This window comes from Paraburkholderia sp. PGU19, assembly GCF_013426915.1.
Taxonomy (GTDB): domain Bacteria; phylum Pseudomonadota; class Gammaproteobacteria; order Burkholderiales; family Burkholderiaceae; genus Paraburkholderia.
On the sequence record NZ_AP023181.1, the window covers coordinates 1,022,190 to 1,040,537 of the forward strand.

17 protein-coding genes are annotated in these 18,348 nt (G+C 61.2%); 12 read left to right on the forward strand and 5 right to left on the reverse strand.

The genetic code is table 11. The annotated features are described in order from the left end of the window. Positions 1 to 91 precede the first annotated feature (91 nt). On the reverse strand, positions 92 to 1,132 hold the full coding sequence (locus H1204_RS34445) for a LacI family DNA-binding transcriptional regulator (RefSeq protein WP_180734963.1): 1,041 nt from the start codon (positions 1,130 to 1,132) through the stop codon (positions 92 to 94). A 116-nt stretch (positions 1,133 to 1,248) separates the two neighbouring features. Between H1204_RS34445 and H1204_RS34450 the strand changes: the two genes are divergently transcribed. The 12 genes from H1204_RS34450 (at position 1,249) to H1204_RS34505 (ending at position 15,684) form a co-directional block, all read left to right on the forward strand. After that, a complete protein-coding gene (locus H1204_RS34450; protein WP_180734964.1) occupies positions 1,249 to 2,268 on the forward strand; it encodes a Gfo/Idh/MocA family oxidoreductase in 1,020 nt (339 codons plus the stop codon). A gap of 19 nt (positions 2,269 to 2,287) precedes the next feature. Further along, on the forward strand, positions 2,288 to 3,880 hold the full coding sequence (locus H1204_RS34455) for an acyl CoA:acetate/3-ketoacid CoA transferase (protein WP_180734965.1): 1,593 nt from the start codon (positions 2,288 to 2,290) through the stop codon (positions 3,878 to 3,880). Continuing rightward, the gene (locus H1204_RS34460; RefSeq protein ID WP_180734966.1) at positions 3,873 to 4,655 is read left to right on the forward strand and encodes an enoyl-CoA hydratase/isomerase family protein; all 783 of its coding nucleotides are present in this window, start codon (positions 3,873 to 3,875) and stop codon (positions 4,653 to 4,655) included. The genes H1204_RS34455 and H1204_RS34460 overlap by 8 nt, the downstream gene beginning before the upstream one ends. A 1-nt stretch (position 4,656) precedes the next feature. Continuing rightward, a complete protein-coding gene (locus tag H1204_RS34465) occupies positions 4,657 to 6,198 on the forward strand; it encodes an aldehyde dehydrogenase family protein (protein WP_180734967.1) in 1,542 nt (513 codons plus the stop codon). 88 nt (positions 6,199 to 6,286) lie between these two features. Further along, the gene (locus tag H1204_RS34470) at positions 6,287 to 7,543 is read left to right on the forward strand and encodes an ABC transporter substrate-binding protein (RefSeq protein WP_180734968.1); all 1,257 of its coding nucleotides are present in this window, start codon (positions 6,287 to 6,289) and stop codon (positions 7,541 to 7,543) included. Positions 7,544 to 7,621: 78 nt separating this feature from the next. Beyond that, a complete protein-coding gene (locus H1204_RS34475) occupies positions 7,622 to 8,596 on the forward strand; it encodes a sugar ABC transporter permease (protein WP_131241999.1) in 975 nt (324 codons plus the stop codon). Positions 8,597 to 8,682: 86 nt separating this feature from the next. Continuing rightward, positions 8,683 to 9,576 (forward strand): carbohydrate ABC transporter permease, encoded by an 894-nt coding sequence (locus H1204_RS34480; RefSeq protein ID WP_007734716.1) that lies wholly within the window; start codon positions 8,683 to 8,685, stop codon positions 9,574 to 9,576. A gap of 3 nt (positions 9,577 to 9,579) precedes the next feature. Then, a complete protein-coding gene (gene ugpC / locus H1204_RS34485; protein WP_180734969.1) occupies positions 9,580 to 10,686 on the forward strand; it encodes a sn-glycerol-3-phosphate ABC transporter ATP-binding protein UgpC in 1,107 nt (368 codons plus the stop codon). A 30-nt stretch (positions 10,687 to 10,716) separates the two neighbouring features. Beyond that, on the forward strand, positions 10,717 to 11,496 hold the full coding sequence (locus H1204_RS34490; RefSeq protein WP_180734970.1) for a 3-ketoacyl-ACP reductase: 780 nt from the start codon (positions 10,717 to 10,719) through the stop codon (positions 11,494 to 11,496). A gap of 10 nt (positions 11,497 to 11,506) precedes the next feature. Then, complete coding sequence (locus H1204_RS34495) at positions 11,507 to 13,231, forward strand: GMC family oxidoreductase N-terminal domain-containing protein (protein WP_180734971.1); 1,725 nt, start codon at positions 11,507 to 11,509, stop codon at positions 13,229 to 13,231. Continuing rightward, a complete protein-coding gene (locus H1204_RS34500; protein ID WP_243468985.1) occupies positions 13,182 to 14,306 on the forward strand; it encodes a dihydrodipicolinate synthase family protein in 1,125 nt (374 codons plus the stop codon). The genes H1204_RS34495 and H1204_RS34500 overlap by 50 nt, the downstream gene beginning before the upstream one ends. A 40-nt stretch (positions 14,307 to 14,346) precedes the next feature. Further along, a complete protein-coding gene (locus H1204_RS34505) occupies positions 14,347 to 15,684 on the forward strand; it encodes an MFS transporter (protein ID WP_180734973.1) in 1,338 nt (445 codons plus the stop codon). Between the two features lie 111 nt (positions 15,685 to 15,795). On the opposite strand, the gene H1204_RS34510 is transcribed toward H1204_RS34505, so the two are convergent. The 4 genes from H1204_RS34510 to H1204_RS34525 all read right to left on the reverse strand — a co-directional run bounded on the left by H1204_RS34510 (position 15,796) and on the right by H1204_RS34525 (position 18,336). Beyond that, complete coding sequence (locus tag H1204_RS34510) at positions 15,796 to 16,149, reverse strand: BON domain-containing protein (RefSeq protein WP_180734974.1); 354 nt, start codon at positions 16,147 to 16,149, stop codon at positions 15,796 to 15,798. Between the two features lie 47 nt (positions 16,150 to 16,196). Next, the gene (locus H1204_RS34515) at positions 16,197 to 17,000 is read right to left on the reverse strand and encodes a hypothetical protein (protein ID WP_180734975.1); all 804 of its coding nucleotides are present in this window, start codon (positions 16,998 to 17,000) and stop codon (positions 16,197 to 16,199) included. Positions 17,001 to 17,070: 70 nt separating this feature from the next. After that, positions 17,071 to 17,529, reverse strand: coding sequence for a YaiI/YqxD family protein (locus H1204_RS34520; protein WP_180734976.1), 459 nt, complete (start codon positions 17,527 to 17,529; stop codon positions 17,071 to 17,073). Between the two features lie 174 nt (positions 17,530 to 17,703). Continuing rightward, positions 17,704 to 18,336, reverse strand: coding sequence for a TetR family transcriptional regulator (locus tag H1204_RS34525; protein WP_180734977.1), 633 nt, complete (start codon positions 18,334 to 18,336; stop codon positions 17,704 to 17,706). Between the last annotated feature and the right edge of the window lie 12 nt (positions 18,337 to 18,348).

Here is an 18,348-nt window from a genome sequence, read left to right on the forward strand (position 1 = left end):
CAAGCGATGGTCGGCTATTTGAGCGGGTCTTTTACGGTGCTGCGACTAGCACGTATCGCACGCGCCGGTGCGCGATCAATGTGGTGCGCTGTTACGCAGCACTGGCGCGAGATGCCCCCGCACCGATACTCGATTCCCTGACAACGAGTTCAGGCACCGCAAAGTATTGCACTGGCGGCTTTTCCTCTTCAGAGGTTTCGCTCAGTCGAGCCAGCAGCGTCTCGCTAGCAATGGTGCCGAGCTTATCCGCGCCTGCAAACAGCGTCGTCAAGGGCGGATTGGTGTGCTCAGCCGCAACGACATTGTCACAACCCACAACTGCCAGAGCCTTGCCCGCGCGCTTGCCCATTCTGTCGAGTTCGTGCAGCACGCCGATTGCGACCTGATCGTTGTAGCAAACCACCGCCGTCGGCCGCGGCTTCATGTCGAAGATCGCGCGGACCGCATTGCGCCCACCCTCGGGCGTCAAAGGGACATCGATGATCCAGTCGTCATCGACAGGCAGTGAGTGCTTCGCCATCGCCGACAGATAACCCTGCCTGCGCTGATTGGCAACTGCATAACCCTTCCGGTTGCCAGCGAAAGCGATGCGCGTGTGTCCCTGCCCGATCAGATGCTCGGTAGCCAATGCGAATCCATAGCTGTTGTCGACACCAATGGTATCGACGTCGGGCCCCATCGGACGCATGACGAGTACAAGCGGAATGCCCCACGACTGAATTTCGGCGGGCAACGCATCCGGCGTCCCAAGTGCTGGAGACATGATCAGGCCAGCGACATTCTGCTCACGCATGGATCGCAGAACCCTCGTCTGCGTTTCGAGACTTTCGGCAGTGTGAGCCATCAGCGTCGTATATCCAGCCTGAGCCAGCACCCGCTCGATTGCCACCAGCAATTCAACAAAAAACGGGTTGGTCAGATCGTTGATCACCATGCCGATCGTCGTGCTGCGCCTTCCGCGCAGGATGGCCGCCCCGCGGTTGTAGACATAGCCGAGCGCGCGAGCCGCCTCGCGCACCTTATCGGCCGTTTCGGCCTTGATACGCGGACTCTCCTGCAAAACGAGCGACACCGTCGATTTCGACACGCCAGCCGCAGCGGCAATGTCCTGAATGGTCGGACCAGATTTCATGTTGCTTTGCACAATTGGAACGTTCCAAAAAGTGTTTGACATCGTGAAATCAGTCTACTACAGTTTGTTGGAACGATCCAACGAACGCGAATTGGAACGTTCCAATGGAGAGAGACATGACAGAAAAAACCCGCTGGGCGCTGATCGGCGCCAGCACCATCGCCGACGAATGGATGGTCAATGCCATCCGCTCGCAGCCGGATGGTGAGATCGCCACCGTGGTGAGCGGCAGCGCGGAGCGCGCACGCGAGTTTGCTGAAAAGCACGCCATCCCGTCGCACTCTGCAAACCTCGACGCCGTACTCGCCGCCCCGTCTATCACGGCCGTCTACATCAGCAGCACTAATGAGAAACATCTGCCGCAAGTGCTCGCGGCGGCGAAAGCCGGCAAGCACGTGCTGTGCGAAAAGCCCCTCGCGCTGGCAGAAGACGAAGCGGCGCAAATGATCGAAACGTGCGCCTCACACGGCGTAAAGCTCGGCACGAATCATCACCTGCGATGCGCGGCGACGCACCGGAAGATGCGCGAACTCATTCGCGCCGGCGCAATCGGCACGCCCCTCTTCGTCCGCGTCTTCCATGCGGTCTCGCTGCCACCGCATCTGCGCGGCTGGCGTATCGAACGGCCCGATGCGGGCGGCGGCGTGATTCTCGATATCTCCGTTCACGACATCGACACGCTGCGCTTCCTGCTCGACGACGAGCCCGTCGAAGTCAGCGCCATGACGTCGTCGGGAACGATGTCGACGGCGGGACTCGCGGACGGCGTGATGGCGATCGTGCGCTTCAAAAACGGCGTGCTCGCGCAACTCCACGATGCGTTCACCGTGCCGTACGCGCCGACGGGGCTCGAGATTCACGGCACGGCGGGTTCCTTGTTCGCGAAGGACGTGATGACGCAGCGACCGGTCGGGGAGATCACGCTGCGCTCGGCAGAAGGCACGCGAGACATCGAAGTCGAACATCGCGACCTGTATTGCACGGCCGTCGCGCAATTCCATCGCTCGATTATGGAAGGACAGAACCCTGCCGCGACGGGCATCGATGGCTATCGCTCGCTCGTCGCCGCGCTGTCGCTCGTGAAGTCCGCCGAAGCAGGCGGCCACGTGACGGTGCCATCCCGTTTCGCTGAATAAAAGTTCGAGGAGATTGACTGTGCGTTCCAGCAAGGTTGTTTCATTGGCCCACGCGGCGAGCCTGATCAACGATGACGACGTCGTCACCGTCAGTTCGTCGAGCGGTCTGGGTTGTCCCGATGCAATGCTCGCCGCTATCGGCGCCCGCTTCGACGCGGAAGACCATCCGCGCAATCTGACGATGCTGCATCCGATCGCTGCGGGCGATATGTACGGCATCAAGGGCATCGATCACATCGCGAAGAAAGGACTGATTCATACCGTCATCGCCGGGTCGTTTCCGAGCGGCCCATCGAGCCTGCCTATGCCCGACATCTGGCATCTGATCACCGACAACGACATCCGCGCGTACAACCTGCCGAGCGGCGTGCTGTTCGACATGCATCGCGAGGTCGCGGCGAAACGCCCCGGCGTGCTGACCAAGGTCGGCCTCGACACGTATGTCGATCCCGACCGCCAGGGCGGCGCGATGAACGCGCAGGCCGCCGAACATCCCATCGTCGAAAAGGTGACGTTCGCGGGCGACGAGTGGCTGCACTACAAAAACTTCGTGCCGCGCGTTGCAATCGTGCGCGCAACGACAGCCGATGAACGCGGCAACCTGTCGTTCGAACATGAAGGCGCGCTGCTTGGCGGACGCGATCAGGCGCTGGCCGTGCGCAATAACGGCGGCATCGTGATCGCGCAAGTGAAGCGCGTCGTGAAGGCCGGTTCGCTGCATACGCAGCAGGTGCACATTCCGTGCAATCTCGTCGACTACGTGGTGGTCGATCCCGAGCAGAAGCAGACGACACAGATCGAATACGACCCGGAAATCAGCGGCGAAATCAAACTGCCCGAGAGCGCATTCGCGTTTGCCGAGTGGCACGCGGACAAGGTCATCGCACGGCGCGCGGCAATGGAACTCGCGCAGAACGATGCGGTAAATCTCGGCTTCGGCATCTCCGCCAACGTGCCGCGCGTTCTGCTCGAAGAAGGCTACCGCGACGACGTGACGTGGGTCATCGAACAGGGCGCTGTCGGCGGCGTGCCGTTGCTCGGTTTCGCCTTTGGATGCTCGGGCAATGCCGACGCCATCATGCCTTCGCCTTCGCAATTCGTGTACTTCCAGGGCGGCGGCTTCGATGTATCGCTGCTGTCGTTCCTGCAAGTGGACCGCTTCGGCAACGTGAACGTGTCGAAGTTGCCGAGCAAGCCATATCTCACTGCCGGATGCGGCGGCTTCATCGACATCACGACGCATGCGAAGCGTGTGGTCTTCAGTGGCTATTTCACGGCGGGCGCAAAGATCGAAGTCGGTGATGGCCGTCTGAAGATCATCAAGGAAGGCAAAAAGAAGTTCATCGCCGATGTGGACCACGTGACTTTCAGCGGACGCATGGGAAGAGAGCGTAATCAGCAAGCGCTGTACGTCACGGAACGCTGCGTGATCCAACTCGGCGACAAAGGCCTCGAAGTGATCGAAATAGCCCCCGGCATCGATCTGCAAAGGGATGTACTCGATCAGTGCGATATCGAGTTGGCCGTCTCTCCTGCCCTGAAGACGATGGATGCGTCCATTTTCACGGACGCTCCGTTCGGTCTGAAGCTGAAGGAGGCGCGTCATGGCTGACCAGCAACTGATCCAGATCGAGAAGACGAACGCCGTTGCTGTCGTCACGCTCAATCGGCCGGACAAGCTGAATGCGCTGACGCCGGAGATGCTCGATCAACTCGAAGCCGCAGCGGCACGACTCGAATCGGATGCGAGCATGCGCGCCGTCGTGCTGACAGGCGCGGGTGAACGCGCCTTCTGTGTCGGCGCCGACATCAACCAGTGGTCGGCACTCGCGCCGCTCGACATGTGGCGCGTATGGGTGTCACGCGGTCATCGCATCTTCGACCGCTGGGCGGCATTGCGTCTGCCCGTCGTCGCGGCGATCAACGGCCCCGCATTTGGCGGCGGCCTCGAACTGGCCGCAGTCGCCGACGTGCGCGTCGCGGACCCCGCTGCCACGTTCGCGCTGCCTGAAGCGAGCATCGCGACCTGCCCAGGCTGGTCCGGCACGCAACGGCTGGTTTCGCTGATTGGTCCGAGCCATGTGAAATCGCTTGCGCTTACCGCCCGGCGCATCGACGCGCAGCGCGCGTACAGCATCGGACTAGTCGACGAAATCTCCGCGCCGAAAGAGTCGGTCGCGGCAGCCATCGTTATCGCTGAAAAGATCGCGACGCTCGCGCCCGTCTCCGTGCAACTGACCAAGCAACTCATCAACGCCGCCTCGGGATTCGGGGCCGGCGCAACCCTGGAAGCCATGGCGGGCGCGCTGTCCGCATCGACGCACGACGCCCGCGAAGGCATGGCCAGTTTCCGCGAACGGCGCCCGGCGCAATACGAGGGTCAATGACATGACGTACGACACCGCAATTCCCGCTGCAACTGCGCTTTTGACAAGCGACAAAACCCCTGCGCATGAAGCCTATAACGGCCGCATGTACATCGACGGCACGTGGACCGAATCCACGGACAAACAGCGCTTCGAGCGCCGCAGTCCCGCGCATGGCCACGTTGTCAGTTCGTTTCCGGAAGCGACACCGGCAGACGTCGAGCGAGCCATCAACGCCGCCGACCTCGCCTTCCGTCACGGTCCATGGCCGAAGCTCAAAGGCGCGGAACGCGCGCGAATTCTTCTCGCGATCGCTGACGGCATCAAGGCACGCGTCGACAGGATGTCGCTGCTCGAATCCCTCGAAACGGGTAAGCCACTTGCGCAGGCACGCGGCGAAGTCTCCGGCTGCATCGATCTCTGGCAATACGCCGCAAGCCTCGCCCGCACGACGAGCGGCGACGCCTACGACACGCTCGGCGAAGACATGCTCGGCATCGTGCTGCGCCAGCCGATCGGCGTCGTCGGACTCATCACGCCGTGGAATTTCCCGCTGTGGATTCTTTCGCAGAAGCTGCCGTTCGCACTCGCGGCGGGTTGCACCTGCGTCGTCAAACCGAGCGAATTGACGTCGAGCACCACCGTCATGCTGATGGAGATTCTCGAACAGGCCGGCGTACCGGCAGGCGTCGTCAACGTGGTGACGGGCAAAGGTCCGTCCGTCGGCCAGCCGCTCGCGGAGCACGACGCCATCGACATGCTGTCGTTCACCGGTTCGACGCGCGTCGGCAGTCTGCTCGGCGGACTCGCATCGAAGAAGCTGAAGAAGGTCGCGCTCGAACTCGGCGGCAAGAACCCGCAGATCGTCTTCCCCGATTGCGACTGGGACGCAATGATCGATGCCGTCGTGTTCGGCGTGTACTTCAACGCGGGCGAATGCTGCAACAGCGGCAGCCGCGTGCTCGTGCACGAATCGATTTCAGAGCGCTTTGCGCAAGCGGTCGTCGAGCGCGCGCGGCAAGTGCCCGTTGGCGACCCGCTGCATCCCGAGTGCAAGATCGGCGCGATCGTCAGCGAGAACCAGTTGGTCGAGATTCTCGGCAACATCGACAAGGGCGTTGCGGCAGGCGCGCGCCTGCGCCTGGGCGGCAAACGCTATGACGCGAACGGCCTGTATCTGGAGCCGACCGTCATCAGCGATGTCACGCCCGACATGAGCATCGCCCGCGAAGAAATCTTCGGCCCCGTGCTCACGATCATCCCCTTCTCCGACACGCAGCACGCAATCGATATCGCGAACGACACGGCTTATGGACTCTCCGCCGCCGTCTGGAGCAACGACATCAACACGTGCCTGAGCGTTGCGCGCGGCGTCGATGCGGGCACGGTTTGGGTCAACACGTTCCTCGACGGTTATCCCGAACTGCCGTTCGGCGGCTTCAAGTCGAGCGGCGTGGGACGCGAACTCGGCAAGCAGGCCGTCGAAGACTACACCGAGACGAAGACGATCCAGCTTCACATCGGAGAGCGCAAGAACTGGTGGCTACCGCGTCCAGCCGCCTGACCACGAATCCATCCCGATCGCGCCACGGCATGCCCGCTGTGGTGTCCACAAGAAAGCCCGCCAAGAGAGCGTCATCAAGGAGACAAAGATGTACAAGAAGCGTATTGCTGCAATTGCAGTCGGCCTCGTTGCCTGCCACGCGCTGTCCGCTTACGCGGCTGACACGAAAACGGTGGAAGTCATGCACTGGTGGACTTCCGGCGGCGAAGCCAAAGCCCTTTCCGTGCTGAAAGACGGCCTCAAAACCAAGGGCTATGCATGGAAAGACAGCCCGATCGCAGGCGGCGGCGGTGAAGCCGCGCGCACGGTGCTGAAGGCGCGCGTCGCGTCGGGCAATCCGCCCGATGCGATCCAGATGCTCGGCTTCACCATCCCCGAATACGCGCAGGAAGATTATCTACAGAATCTCGATGCCGTCGCATCGAAGGAAGGCTGGGACAAGCTCGTTCCCGGCCCAATCCAGAAATTTTCGAAAGTCGACGGTCACTGGGTTGCCGCACCTGTCGATGTGCATCGCACGAACTGGATCTGGGCGAACAAAAAGATCTTCGACCAACTGAAGCTCACGCCGCCGAAAACCTTCGATGAACTCGTCGCGGACGCCGACAAGATCCGCAAGGCCGGCTATATTCCGCTCGCGCACGGCGGCCAGGCATGGCAGGAAGCGACGATCTTCGATAGCGCGGTGATGTCGGCAGGTGGCCCGAAGTTCTATCAGCAGGCGCTCGTCAAGCTGGACCCCAGCGCGCTCGGCTCGAAGACGATGGAAAAAGCCTTTGACCAGATGCGCGCGTTGCGCGGCATGGTTGATCCGAACTTCCCGGGCCGTGACTGGAATCTCGCCACGTCGATGGTCATCAACGGTAAGGCTGCCATGCAGATCATGGGCGACTGGGCCAAGGGCGAGTTTGCATCGGCAGGCAAGCAGCCGAATGTCGACTATCTCTGCTTCAACTATCCCGGAACGGATGGCGCGTTCATCTTCAACACCGACCAGTTCGCGGGCTTCAAGAAGGGCGACGCGAGTCTCCCCGGCGAGTACGCGTTTGCGTCGACCATCATGGACAAGGGCGTCCAGGCGAAATTCAACCAGATCAAAGGCTCGATACCTGCGCGACTTGATGTGCCACAGGATGGCTTCGACGAGTGCGGCAAGAAGTCGATGAACGACTTGCGCGCAGCGCTCAAGACGGACTCGATGGTCGGCAGCTTCGCGCACGGACACGCGATGCCCGATGGTCCGAAGAACGCCGTGTATGACGTCGTCACGCACTTCTTCAATTCGAATCAGTCGTCTGCGGATGCCGTCAAAGCGCTCGTCGCGGCAGTGAAGAACTCGCAGTAAGCCAAATGGTCCTTGTGCGGATGCGGCACCCAACGCCGCTGTCCGCGAGGCCCGTCATCTCCGACGGTAGGTGTTGCCATGCTATTGCACAATCGCGCCCATGCGGCGACCACGCTTGATGATCTGAACAACAGCTCGGGCCAAAGCCCGACGCGAAAGCGATCGACGTTTCGAAACCGCTTCGAAGCGGTTCTGCCCAAGATCGTGCTCAGCCCAACATTGATCATCACGTTGATCTTTGTCTACGGTTTTATCGCGTGGACGACGGTGCTCTCGTTCACCCGCTCACGCGCCTTTGCCAACTTTCACTGGGCAGGTCTGCTTCAGTATGGGCGCGTCTGGGAGCATCCGCGCTGGCATGTGGCGATCGGCAACCTCGGCATCTACGCATCGCTCTATGTCGTGCTGTGCATGGCGATCGGTCTCGGCCTTGCCATTCTGCTCGATCAGCGGATTCGCGCTGAAGGCGGATTGCGGGCGCTCTTTCTCTATCCGATGGCGCTCTCGTTCATCGTCACGGGCACCGCATGGAAATGGATTCTCAATCCGGGTCTGGGCCTCACCAAGCTGTTCCATGACTGGGGTTGGACGAGTTTCCAGTTCGACTGGATCATCAACGACGACATGGCGATCTACACCGTCGTCATCGCCGCTGTCTGGCAGGCGTCGGGCTTTGTGATGGCGATGTTTCTGGCAGGCTTGCGCGGCATCGACCAGGAACAGATCAAGGCCGCGTCGATCGATGGTGCCCGCATGCCTTCGATCTACCGGCGAGTCATCATTCCGCAGCTGCGGCCCGTCTTCGTATCCGCATTCGTGATTCTCGTGCACCTCGCCGTCAAGAGCTATGAACTCGTCATTGCATTGACGGGCGCCGGTCCCGGCTACTCGACCGAATTGCCGTCGACCTTCATGTACTCGTTCACCTTCACCCGCAACGAACTCGGCATGGGGGCGGCCAGCGCCGTGATGATGCTGTGCACGGTGGCGGCCATCATGGTGCCCTATCTCTATTCCGAAATGAGACCTCGCCGGAAGAGCGGCGGCCATTGAACTCAACCGAAAGCCCCTTAGCAACCTTTTTGCATGGGACCAGAGTAAGGCTCTAAAGAGCGAACTCTGGCCGACAGGAGACAACGATGGCTACCAAAACATGGGACTCACCACAGATGGTGGTGGGCAAGCATAACTACGTCTCACGGATCGTCATTTATTCGATGCTGGCGATTGCAGCCGTGGTCTATCTCGTACCGCTGCTCGTGATGCTGCTGACGTCGTTCAAACCGCTGCCCGAAGTTTATTCCGGCAATATCCTCGCGCTGCCACATCAGTGGACACTCGAAGCGTGGGAAAAAGCCTGGGGATCGGCGTGCGTGGGACTCGAATGTTCCGGCGTAAAAGGCTTCTTCTGGAATTCCTTCCGAATGGTCTTCTCTGCCGTAGCGATCTCCACATTGCTCGGCGCATTGAACGGCTACGTGCTGACCAAATGGCGCTTCAAGGGCGACAACACGCTGTTCGGCCTGATCCTGTTCGGATGCTTCATCCCGTTCCAGATCGTGCTGATTCCGATGGCGTCGTTCCTCGGCAAGGTCGGCCTCGCGCAATCGATCAGCGGCCTGGTGTTCGTGCACGTCGTGTATGGCCTGTGCTTTACGACGCTGTACTTCCGCAACTACTACATCGCGTTTCCCGATGAACTCGTGAAGGCGGCAATGATCGACGGTGCACGATTCTTTCGCATCTTCTTCCGCATCCTGCTTCCCAACTCCGTGCCGATCATCACGGTCACCGTGATCTGGCAATTCACGAATATCTGGAACGACTTCCTGTTCGGCGCTTCCTTCACAACGGGCAGTTCAGCGCCCATCACCGTCGCGCTGAACAACATCGTCAATACATCGACGGGCGTCAAGGAATACAACGTCAACATGGCCACGGCCATGATCGCTGCGCTGCCGACACTGCTCGTCTATGTAATCGGTGGTCGCTACTTCGTACGCGGTCTGATGGCCGGCTCGGTCAAGGGGTAAATCATGTCTTCTCTGCACGTATCCAACGTTCGCAAAGCCTACGGCTCCACCGAAATCCTCAAGGAGATCAACATCGATGTCGATGATGGCGATTTTCTCGTCCTTGTCGGGCCGTCGGGCTGTGGGAAATCGACGCTGCTTTCGCTGATCGCCGGACTCGACACGCTATCGGGCGGCGAAATCCGCATCGGCAACGACAAGGTCAACGACCTGCATCCGAGCGAGCGCGACATCGCGATGGTGTTTCAGAGCTATGCGCTGTATCCGAACATGTCCGTTGGGCAGAACATCAGCTTCGGTCTGGAGATGCGCAAGGTGTCGAAACCCGAACGCGAGAAAGCCGTGAAAGATGCTGCACGTCTGCTGCAGATCGAACACCTGCTCGACCGGCGTCCGGGCCAGTTGTCGGGCGGGCAGCGTCAGCGTGTCGCGATGGGACGCGCGCTGGTGCGTCATCCGAAGATATTTCTGTTCGATGAACCGCTGTCGAATCTCGATGCAAAACTGCGCGTCGATATGCGCACCGAGATCAAGAAGCTGCATCAGCGTTTGGGCGCGACCATCGTCTACGTCACGCATGACCAGATCGAAGCCATGACGCTCGCCACGCGTATCGCCGTGATGAAGGGCGGCGTGCTGCAACAACTCGGCACACCGGCCGAGGTCTACAACACGCCCGCCAACACGTTCGTCGCGACGTTCATGGGCTCGCCGTCGATGAACCTGATTCCGGCACGTATCGAACGCGCGAACGGCGCGCTGCGTCTGCTCGTGGGCGAAGGCCAGAAGGCCATCGACCTCGCGTTGCCGCCGCAACCGGCTGCCGTCGAGCGCTATATCGGCAAGAAGGTGATTGCGGGTCTGCGCCCTGAAGCGATCGGCGTGGAAAACGAGCGTGCCACGTCGGCGCTGCGCACCGTGCCCGTCACGATCAACGTGCTTGAACCGACGGGACCCGACACGCTCGCCGTGCTCGATCTCGGCGGCATGGAAGTGTCTGCGAGACTCGGTGCCGACATGCCGCACGCGTCGGGCGAACGATGCGAGTTGCGCGTCGATCTGTCGAAGCTCGTGCTGTTCGACGCCGACACGGAAGTTCGCATTCACTGAGTGCGCAGCGCAACGACGGATGGTGCAGCCATGAGCAAGATAGCTGGAAAGTGTTCAACCGCGCTGGTAACGGGCGCGCGACGCGGCATCGGCCGGTCGATCTGCATCGCGCTCGCGCGGCGCGGCTTCGACATCGTGCTGACGGATGTCGTGAACGACGAGGACGCCGCGACGGCCTGCGCGCTCGTACGCGACGAAGGTCAGGAGGCGCTCTTCATTCAGAGCGATCTCAGCGACGTCGCTTCACACGCTAGCGTTGTCGAGGAAGCCGTACGTTTCAAGGGAAGCATTGAATGCCTCGTCAACAACGCGGGCATCGGTTCGCCTAGCCGTGGCGATCTGCTCGACGTGTCGCCACAAGCGTTCGATGCCGTGCTCGACGTCAATCTGCGCGGCACGTTCTTTATGACGCAGGCCGTCGCTCGCCATATGTGTGCGACGTCGTCGACAGCCGCCCGTTCGATCGTGACGGTCTCGTCGGTATCGGCAGAGATGGCATCGCCCGAGCGCGCCGAATACTGCCTGTCCAAGTCCGCGCTGCCGATGATGACGCGCCTGTTTGCATTGCGGCTTGCGAGCGCAAATGTCGGCGTGTTCGAGGTGCGGCCCGGCATTATCCGCACGCCGATGACATCCGGCGTCGCGGAGAAATACGAGGCGCGTTTCCGCGAGGGCCTGGTTCCCGCCGGCCGCTGGGGCGAAAGCGACGAAGTGGGCCAGGCAGTCGCGACGCTCGCCGGGGGCCTGTTGCCCTTCGCGACAGGAAGCGTGGTCAACGTGGATGGCGGCCTGTCCATCCCTGCATTCTGAGCCGACTGACATGAAAACGACGACATATGACTACGTGATCGTGGGCGGCGGCTCGGCCGGTTGTGTACTGGCCAATCGCCTGAGCGCCGATCCGTCGATCAAGGTCCTGCTGCTCGAAGCAGGCGGTTCCGATCGCCACCCGTTCTTCTCGATGCCCGCAGGCTTCGCGAAGATGACGCGCGGCATCGGTTCGTGGGGCTGGTTCACCGTGCCGCAGAAGCATCTGAACAACCGCGTGCTGCGCTTCACGCAAGCGAAGGTGATCGGCGGCGGTTCGTCGATCAATGCGCAGATCTATACGCGCGGCGTTCCCGCTGACTATGACGATTGGGAAAATAAGGCGGGCGCGACGGGCTGGTCTTATCGCGATGTGCTGCCCTACTTCAAGAAGTCCGAGAACAACCAGCGCTTTGCCAACGAGTATCACAGCTATGGCGGCCCGCTCGGCGTATCGAATCCGATCAGCCCGTTGCCGATCTGCGAGGCGTTCTTTCAGGCTGGACAAGAACTCGGTATTCCGTTCAATCCTGACTTCAATGGTGCGAGCCAGGAAGGTCTGGGCTATTACCAACTCACGCAACTGGATGCACGGCGTTCATCGACGGCAGCCGGCTTTATCCGACCGGTGCTCGGACGTGCGAATCTGACGGTCTCGATGCAGGCACGAACGCTGCGTGTGATTGTCGAAGGGAACCGCGCAGTCGGTGTCGAATACGTGACGGGCGACAGCCGCGACGCGCAGATCGTGCGCGCGTCGCGTGAAGTGATCGTGTCGTCGGGTGCGATCGGTTCGCCGAAACTGTTGATGCAATCGGGCATCGGTCCCGCCGATCATCTGGCGTCCGTTGGCATCAAAGCTGTCCACGATCTTCGCGGCGTCGGCTCGAATTTGCAGGATCACCTCGACCTCTTCGTCATCGCCGAATGCACTGGCGATCACACCTACGACAAGTACAACAAGCTCCACAACGCCGCATGGGCGGGACTGCAATATCTGTTGCTGAAGAAAGGCCCGGTTGCATCGAGTCTCTTCGAAACGGGCGGGTTCTGGTACGCGGATCGCGACGCGCGGGACCGCTCGCCCGACATCCAGTTTCATCTCGGCCTCGGGTCCGGTATCGAAGCGGGCATGGCGAAGCTGAACAATGCGGGCGTTACGCTCAACACCGCGTACCTTCGCCCGTGTTCGCGCGGCACGGTGCGTCTCGCCAGCGCGGACCCCGCCGCCGCGCCGCTGCTCGATCCGAACTACTGGGCCGATCCATACGATCGCGACATGGCGATCAAGGGTTTGCGGCTCGCGCGCGACATCCTGCGCGCCCCAGCGATGAAGCGCTATGTGCAAAGCGAAGTTCTGCCGGGAGCGCGTGTGAATACCGATCAGGAACTGTTCGACTATGCATGCGCGAATGCAAAGACCGACCACCACCCGGTCGGCACCTGCCGCATGGGACGGCCCGATGATCCCGACAGCGTCGTCACGCCCGATCTGCGTCTTATCGGACTGGATGGCCTGAGAGTCGTCGACGCGTCCGTCATGCCCTATCTGCCTTCGTGCAACACGAATGCACCGACGATCATGGTCGCCGAAAAAGCCGCCGACATGATCATTCAATCCCAGACATCGAGAGGTTTCCGTGAACATCAATCTGCCAACGCTGGAAGGTTCAATCACCCCGTACACGATGCAGCACCGGGAAGACCAGGTTCCGCCGTCCACCGCGCCGACGTTTAACCGCGTCGCGTATGCGGCGGCGCACGTCGTCGTCGATCCAGCGCGTGCGTACGAGCCATGGGGCGATACGCCGCCTGTCGACTGGGACGCTACGCTTGCATTTCGCAGCTACCTGTACGGCCTGGGATTCAAGGTGGCCGAAGCGATGGATACCGCGCAACGTGGCATGGGCATTGGCTGGCCAACAGCTGCCGAACTGATCCGCCGCAGCATCGCGCACGCGCGCAGCATTCCCGGTGCCGACCTGGCGTGCGGCGCGGGCACCGATCATCTCGACGGCACGCGCAGCCAAACGATTGCCGACATTGTCGGCGCCTACAAAGAACAGTTCGAAGTGATCGAATCAGCGGGTGGGCGGCCGATCATGATGGCGAGCCGCGCCCTGTGCGCAGCAGCGCAGTCCGCCGACGACTACAAGCATGTCTACGACGCCGTGATCTCCGCGTCACGCAACAAGGTCGTGTTGCATTGGCTCGGCGATGCGTTCGATGCTTCACTCTCCGGCTACTGGGGCAGCCGCGACGTTGCGACAGCGATGACGACGGTGCTCGACATCATCCGGCTTCATCAGGACAAGGTCGAAGGCATCAAGATTTCTCTGCTCAACGCAGAATATGAGCGTCAGCTCAGATCGCAGTTGCCCGACGGCGTCGTGATGTTCACCGGCGACGACTACAACTACGGCGAACTGATTGCCGGCGACAGCACCGGCCATTCGCACGCGCTACTCGGCATCTTCGACCCGATCGCGCCTGTCGCATCGCGCGCATTGGTGAAGCTCGCCGCTGGGGATACCCATGCGTATCGCCAGCTCATCGATCCGACGGTTGCGCTATCGCGCGAACTCTTCGCTGCGCCCACCCAGTATTACAAGGCTGGCGTCGTTTTTCTCGCGTGGCTCAACGGGCATCAACGGCACTTCTCGATGGCAGGCGGCATGCAGTCGGCGCGATCCGTCGCGCACTACGCGGATGTGTTCAGGAAAGCGGACGTCGCGGGCGTATTGATTCGCCCCGAACTGGCGCGCCGTCGCATGAGCGAGTTTCTGAGTCTCGCTGCGGGTATCGATAACTGAAGACTGGTTCGCGCCTCGCGAGCCCGATTGGAGACGAAGCATGACAGCACAGGCAACCTCTGCAGTTTCAGCATCGTCGGTGAACGATGCCGATGCGAACGTGACAGGCAAGGATCTTCGACGCGTCATTGCGGCGAGCGTCGCCGGCAGCGCAATGGAGTGGTATGACTTCAGCATCTACGGGACCGCTTCAGCACTCATCTTTTCGGATCTGTTCTTTCCCGGGCTCGACAAGGCTGCAGGACTGCTCGCGATCTTCGGCGCGTACGCTGCGGGGTTCTTCGCGCGGCCCTTTGGTGGGCTGTTCTTCGGCTGGCTCGGCGACAAATATGGCCGCAAGAGCGTGCTGGTTGCGACCGTGCTGCTGATGGGCGGCTCGACCTTCTGCATCGGCCTGTTGCCTACGTGGCACCAGGTCGGCGTGTGGGCGGCCGCGTTGCTGGTCGCATTGCGTCTGCTACAGGGCTTTGGCGCGGGCGCGGAACAGGCGGGCGCCTCGTTGATCGTGTCGGAGTTCGCACCACCCGCCCGACGTGGCTTCTATGCGGCACTGCCGTTTGCCGGCTGCATCATCGGCATTCTGCTCGCGAACGGCATTTTCACGCTCGTCCAGCGACTGCCGAAGGACGAATTTCTCAGCTATGGCTGGCGTGTGCCGTTTCTGTTCAGCGTGTTCGTCATCGTTGCCGGCATCGTGATCCGAATGCGAGTGAAGGAAAGTCCTGTGTTCGAAGAATTCAAGAATACGGGGCATGCGAGCAAACGGCCGGTGCGCGATCTGATGTCGGAGGCACGCGGCACGTTGCTGGTTGCGTTCTGCCTGCGCGTCGGCGAAAACGGTTCCTCGTACCTGTACCAGGTGTTTGCGCTCAGCTATCTGACCAAGGTACTGCTGGTCGACAAATCGGTTGGCACGATCGGTCTCACGATCGCCGCAGCGCTCGCGGTGTTCACCATTCCGATGATGGGCTGGCTGTCCGATCGCTTCGGCCGGCGGCTGATGTATCGGCTCGTTGCGCTGTTCACCTGCCTTTGGGCCTTTCCTGCGTTCTGGCTGTTCACCACGAAAGACCCCGTGCTGATCGTGATCAGCATGGCTGTCGCCATCGGTGTGGGCGTGTTCGGGATGTATGGGATTCAGGGCGCGTATTTTCCTGAACTGTTCAGTGCCCGCTATCGATACACGGGCATTGCAGTCAGCAAGGAATTTGCCGCTGTCGCATCCGGCGGGATCGCACCGTTTATAGCGGCCGCGCTGCTCGCGTGGGCACAAGGCGCGTACTGGCCGATTGCAACCTACATCGCGGTGTTGGCGGGGATCAGCTTTGTCGCTACTTTCTTCTCACCGGAGACTCGCGGGATCAGTCTTCGACAATGATGCGTGAATGCCGGGCGGCCGGCTTCCGTGCCGGATGAGCCGCTCGCTGGAATACGGGCGGCGTCTCCTTGTGACAACCCGGAAGGAAACGCCGCCCTCGCTTCTCTGGTCTTACTGCCCGCCTTCCCGAATCGTCAGAGCATTCTTCACCGACGTGACGCCGGGAACGCCCTTCGCTATCGAGGTCGCCTTCTCGATCTGGGCCGGATCGGTCACGCCCCCAGCGAGCGTCACTGCGCCGCCCTTCACGAGAACATTGATGCCCGTCGTATCGACACCGCCCTTCGAAAGCGCGTGGGCCACTTTCTTACTCAGTGCCCGATTTGCCTTCCTGACGGAGGATTTCGATGCGCCTTGCGTTGTCGTCGTTGCGCTAGCGGCTTCGCTTCCCTGTGCCCAGGCATTGACGGAAGCCACGACGATCAATGCAGCGCCAGCCAGCTTGAGTGTTTTGATTGCATTCATTAGATGCCCCTGTTTAAGTAACTCAACGAAAGATGCTGCCGACTACTTTAAGGCTTCACATTCTCTTGCCTGGTGCCCGTGGCAGCAGCAAGCCGGCTTTGTGCCGCGACGAGCTGGTCATCCGTGGTCGCCACCAGCCATAGACGTGCGTGCTCCATGAGCTGCCGGTTGTGGTCCTTCAACGGGCCCATCGCAGCCGCTGCCTTCCAGACCACCGGGCCGATCCGGCTCTTGCGGCCCGAGGGCGCGCCTACCAGCAGACAATAAGGCCCCAACGGAAGCGATACAAACGGTAGTGCCGGACTTGCACGCACGCGCCAATCGATGAACGGCGTCTCGCTGATCAGCAGCGGCGAGGGCAAGCCGTAAAGCACACTGAAATCGTACAGCGACAGTTGCTCCCGAACGCCCACGTAAATACGCCGGATGTCATCGACAACCGCCGCGCGGATCTCGTCGTCGAACATCGGCTCCTGCGCATAGCGGGCCATTGCCTCGCGAGCCTCCGCCTGATAGGCGCTGAAGAGGCCGAGTTCCACGCAGTCCTGCACGGCGCGTTGAATCTCCGCCACAGAACCCGCCTCATCTGGCGTGCCCAACTGCGCCGCCCGCAAGAACCGGGCAAGCCCCGCTTCCTGGATCGCAGGGCCCTCTGCGGCTACCGCGTCTTCACCGTCCTTGTCGAGCGGCACATAAATATATTTCTCAGCAGCGAAACGTGATTTCTTGCCTTCATCGAACTTGATTTCGCCGTCGACGTAATCCAGATAGCGTGTCCCGACTCGACCATGCTCCCAAATCCAGTTCTTCAAAAACGGGCGTAGCGGATGCAGTTTCTCTTGATCGGCCATTGAAACCTCCTGGTGCGCCAGTATAGTTCCAATTCGCAGGTTGAAAACCACAGCGAATCACATTCGACGTTCAGGCTGGCGCCGCGCGATGCCGCGCGAGAAACCGGTCCAGTTGCCCCGCGAAGGTCTTGCTGTCGCGCGGACTGAAGGGCGCAGGACCGCCCGTATCGACGCCCGTGCTGCGCAGTTGATCCATCACGGCGCGCATGGTCAGGCGTTCCTCGATATTCTCGCGGCTGAACCAGCCGCCACGCGGGTCGAGCACGAAGGCGCCCTTGTCGAGCGCAGCAGCGGCAAGCGGGATGTCTGCGGTAATCACCAGATCGCCGGCCACGGCCAGTTCGACGATGCGGATATCGGCCGCGTCCGCGCCCGCCGGTACTTGCAGTGACTTGATATACGGCGAAGGCGGCGTCTGCAGATACCGGTTCGCTACGAGCGTCACACACACTTCGGCGCGACGCGCGGCCCGATACAGCATGTCCTTGATGACAACCGGGCAGGCGTCTGCGTCAACCAGCACTTGCATCTTGTCGCTCCCAATCACTGCATCGCTTCCGGCTGAACTTTTTCGAGGTCAGCGTGCGCCTCGTCGACCCGACCTTGCGATCAGCCGCGAACAATACTACTTCAAAACATGCAGGCCACTCGACAAAGCGCACCTGTCGACGACAGCGCGCCAGCACAATGCGCAGGCTTGCTGCTATCCGCGCCGCAACGAAGGTGAATAGCGGAACATGCCGATGCACACGTCCGTCAGAAACTCCGCATCGCGCGGCAGCATGATCGAATCGCGTTCCAGCAGCCAGTCTCGCAGCACGCCGCCAAGGAATGCATGCACGACGATCGACGCACGCCCGGTATCGAGATCGAACGGCAGTTGTCCTCTCGCGATTGCATTACGCAAGCCGCGCTCGAGATACATCCTTCCGTTGCGCGCCGCGTCGTGTTGCCGCTCGATCACCAGCATCATGTCTTTCGTATTTTCGCACTTCGTGAACAATACTTCGAACACGCGGCGGCTATGCGGCTCGACCACGGCCTTACCGAGGAAATACAGCAGCAGTTGCCTGATCCTGCCGAGCGGGTCCGGCTCCGTGGCATCGGCGGTCGCTGCAACGAGCATTTCCATCGGCAGCATCACGCGGTTCGTCATCGCGACGAACAAATCGCTCTTATTGCGGAAGTGCCCGTATATCGCGCCACGCGTACACCCCGCACGCATCGCGATATCCTCCAGCGACGTGCGGGACACGCCATGCTCCGCGAACAGCCGCTCGGCTGCATCGAGAATCTGGTCGCGCGTTTCCCGCGCCTGTTGTCGTGTTCGCCTCATCGGTCGTTGTAC

Coding starts and splice junctions, on each gene's coding strand:
- H1204_RS34445 (WP_180734963.1), bottom strand. CDS start 1,132: ATGAAATCTGGTCCGACCATTCAGGACATTGCCGCTGCGGCTGGCGTG.
- H1204_RS34460 (WP_180734966.1), top strand. CDS start 3,873: ATGGCTGACCAGCAACTGATCCAGATCGAGAAGACGAACGCCGTTGCT.
- H1204_RS34450 (WP_180734964.1), top strand. CDS start 1,249: ATGACAGAAAAAACCCGCTGGGCGCTGATCGGCGCCAGCACCATCGCC.
- H1204_RS34500 (WP_243468985.1), top strand. CDS start 13,182: ATGCAGCACCGGGAAGACCAGGTTCCGCCGTCCACCGCGCCGACGTTT.
- H1204_RS34470 (WP_180734968.1), top strand. CDS start 6,287: ATGTACAAGAAGCGTATTGCTGCAATTGCAGTCGGCCTCGTTGCCTGC.
- H1204_RS34520 (WP_180734976.1), bottom strand. CDS start 17,529: ATGCAAGTGCTGGTTGACGCAGACGCCTGCCCGGTTGTCATCAAGGAC.
- H1204_RS34490 (WP_180734970.1), top strand. CDS start 10,717: ATGAGCAAGATAGCTGGAAAGTGTTCAACCGCGCTGGTAACGGGCGCG.
- H1204_RS34525 (WP_180734977.1), bottom strand. CDS start 18,336: ATGAGGCGAACACGACAACAGGCGCGGGAAACGCGCGACCAGATTCTC.
- H1204_RS34515 (WP_180734975.1), bottom strand. CDS start 17,000: ATGGCCGATCAAGAGAAACTGCATCCGCTACGCCCGTTTTTGAAGAAC.
- ugpC (WP_180734969.1), top strand. CDS start 9,580: ATGTCTTCTCTGCACGTATCCAACGTTCGCAAAGCCTACGGCTCCACC.
- H1204_RS34465 (WP_180734967.1), top strand. CDS start 4,657: ATGACGTACGACACCGCAATTCCCGCTGCAACTGCGCTTTTGACAAGC.
- H1204_RS34475 (WP_131241999.1), top strand. CDS start 7,622: ATGCTATTGCACAATCGCGCCCATGCGGCGACCACGCTTGATGATCTG.
- H1204_RS34480 (WP_007734716.1), top strand. CDS start 8,683: ATGGCTACCAAAACATGGGACTCACCACAGATGGTGGTGGGCAAGCAT.
- H1204_RS34505 (WP_180734973.1), top strand. CDS start 14,347: ATGACAGCACAGGCAACCTCTGCAGTTTCAGCATCGTCGGTGAACGAT.
- H1204_RS34495 (WP_180734971.1), top strand. CDS start 11,507: ATGAAAACGACGACATATGACTACGTGATCGTGGGCGGCGGCTCGGCC.
- H1204_RS34510 (WP_180734974.1), bottom strand. CDS start 16,149: ATGAATGCAATCAAAACACTCAAGCTGGCTGGCGCTGCATTGATCGTC.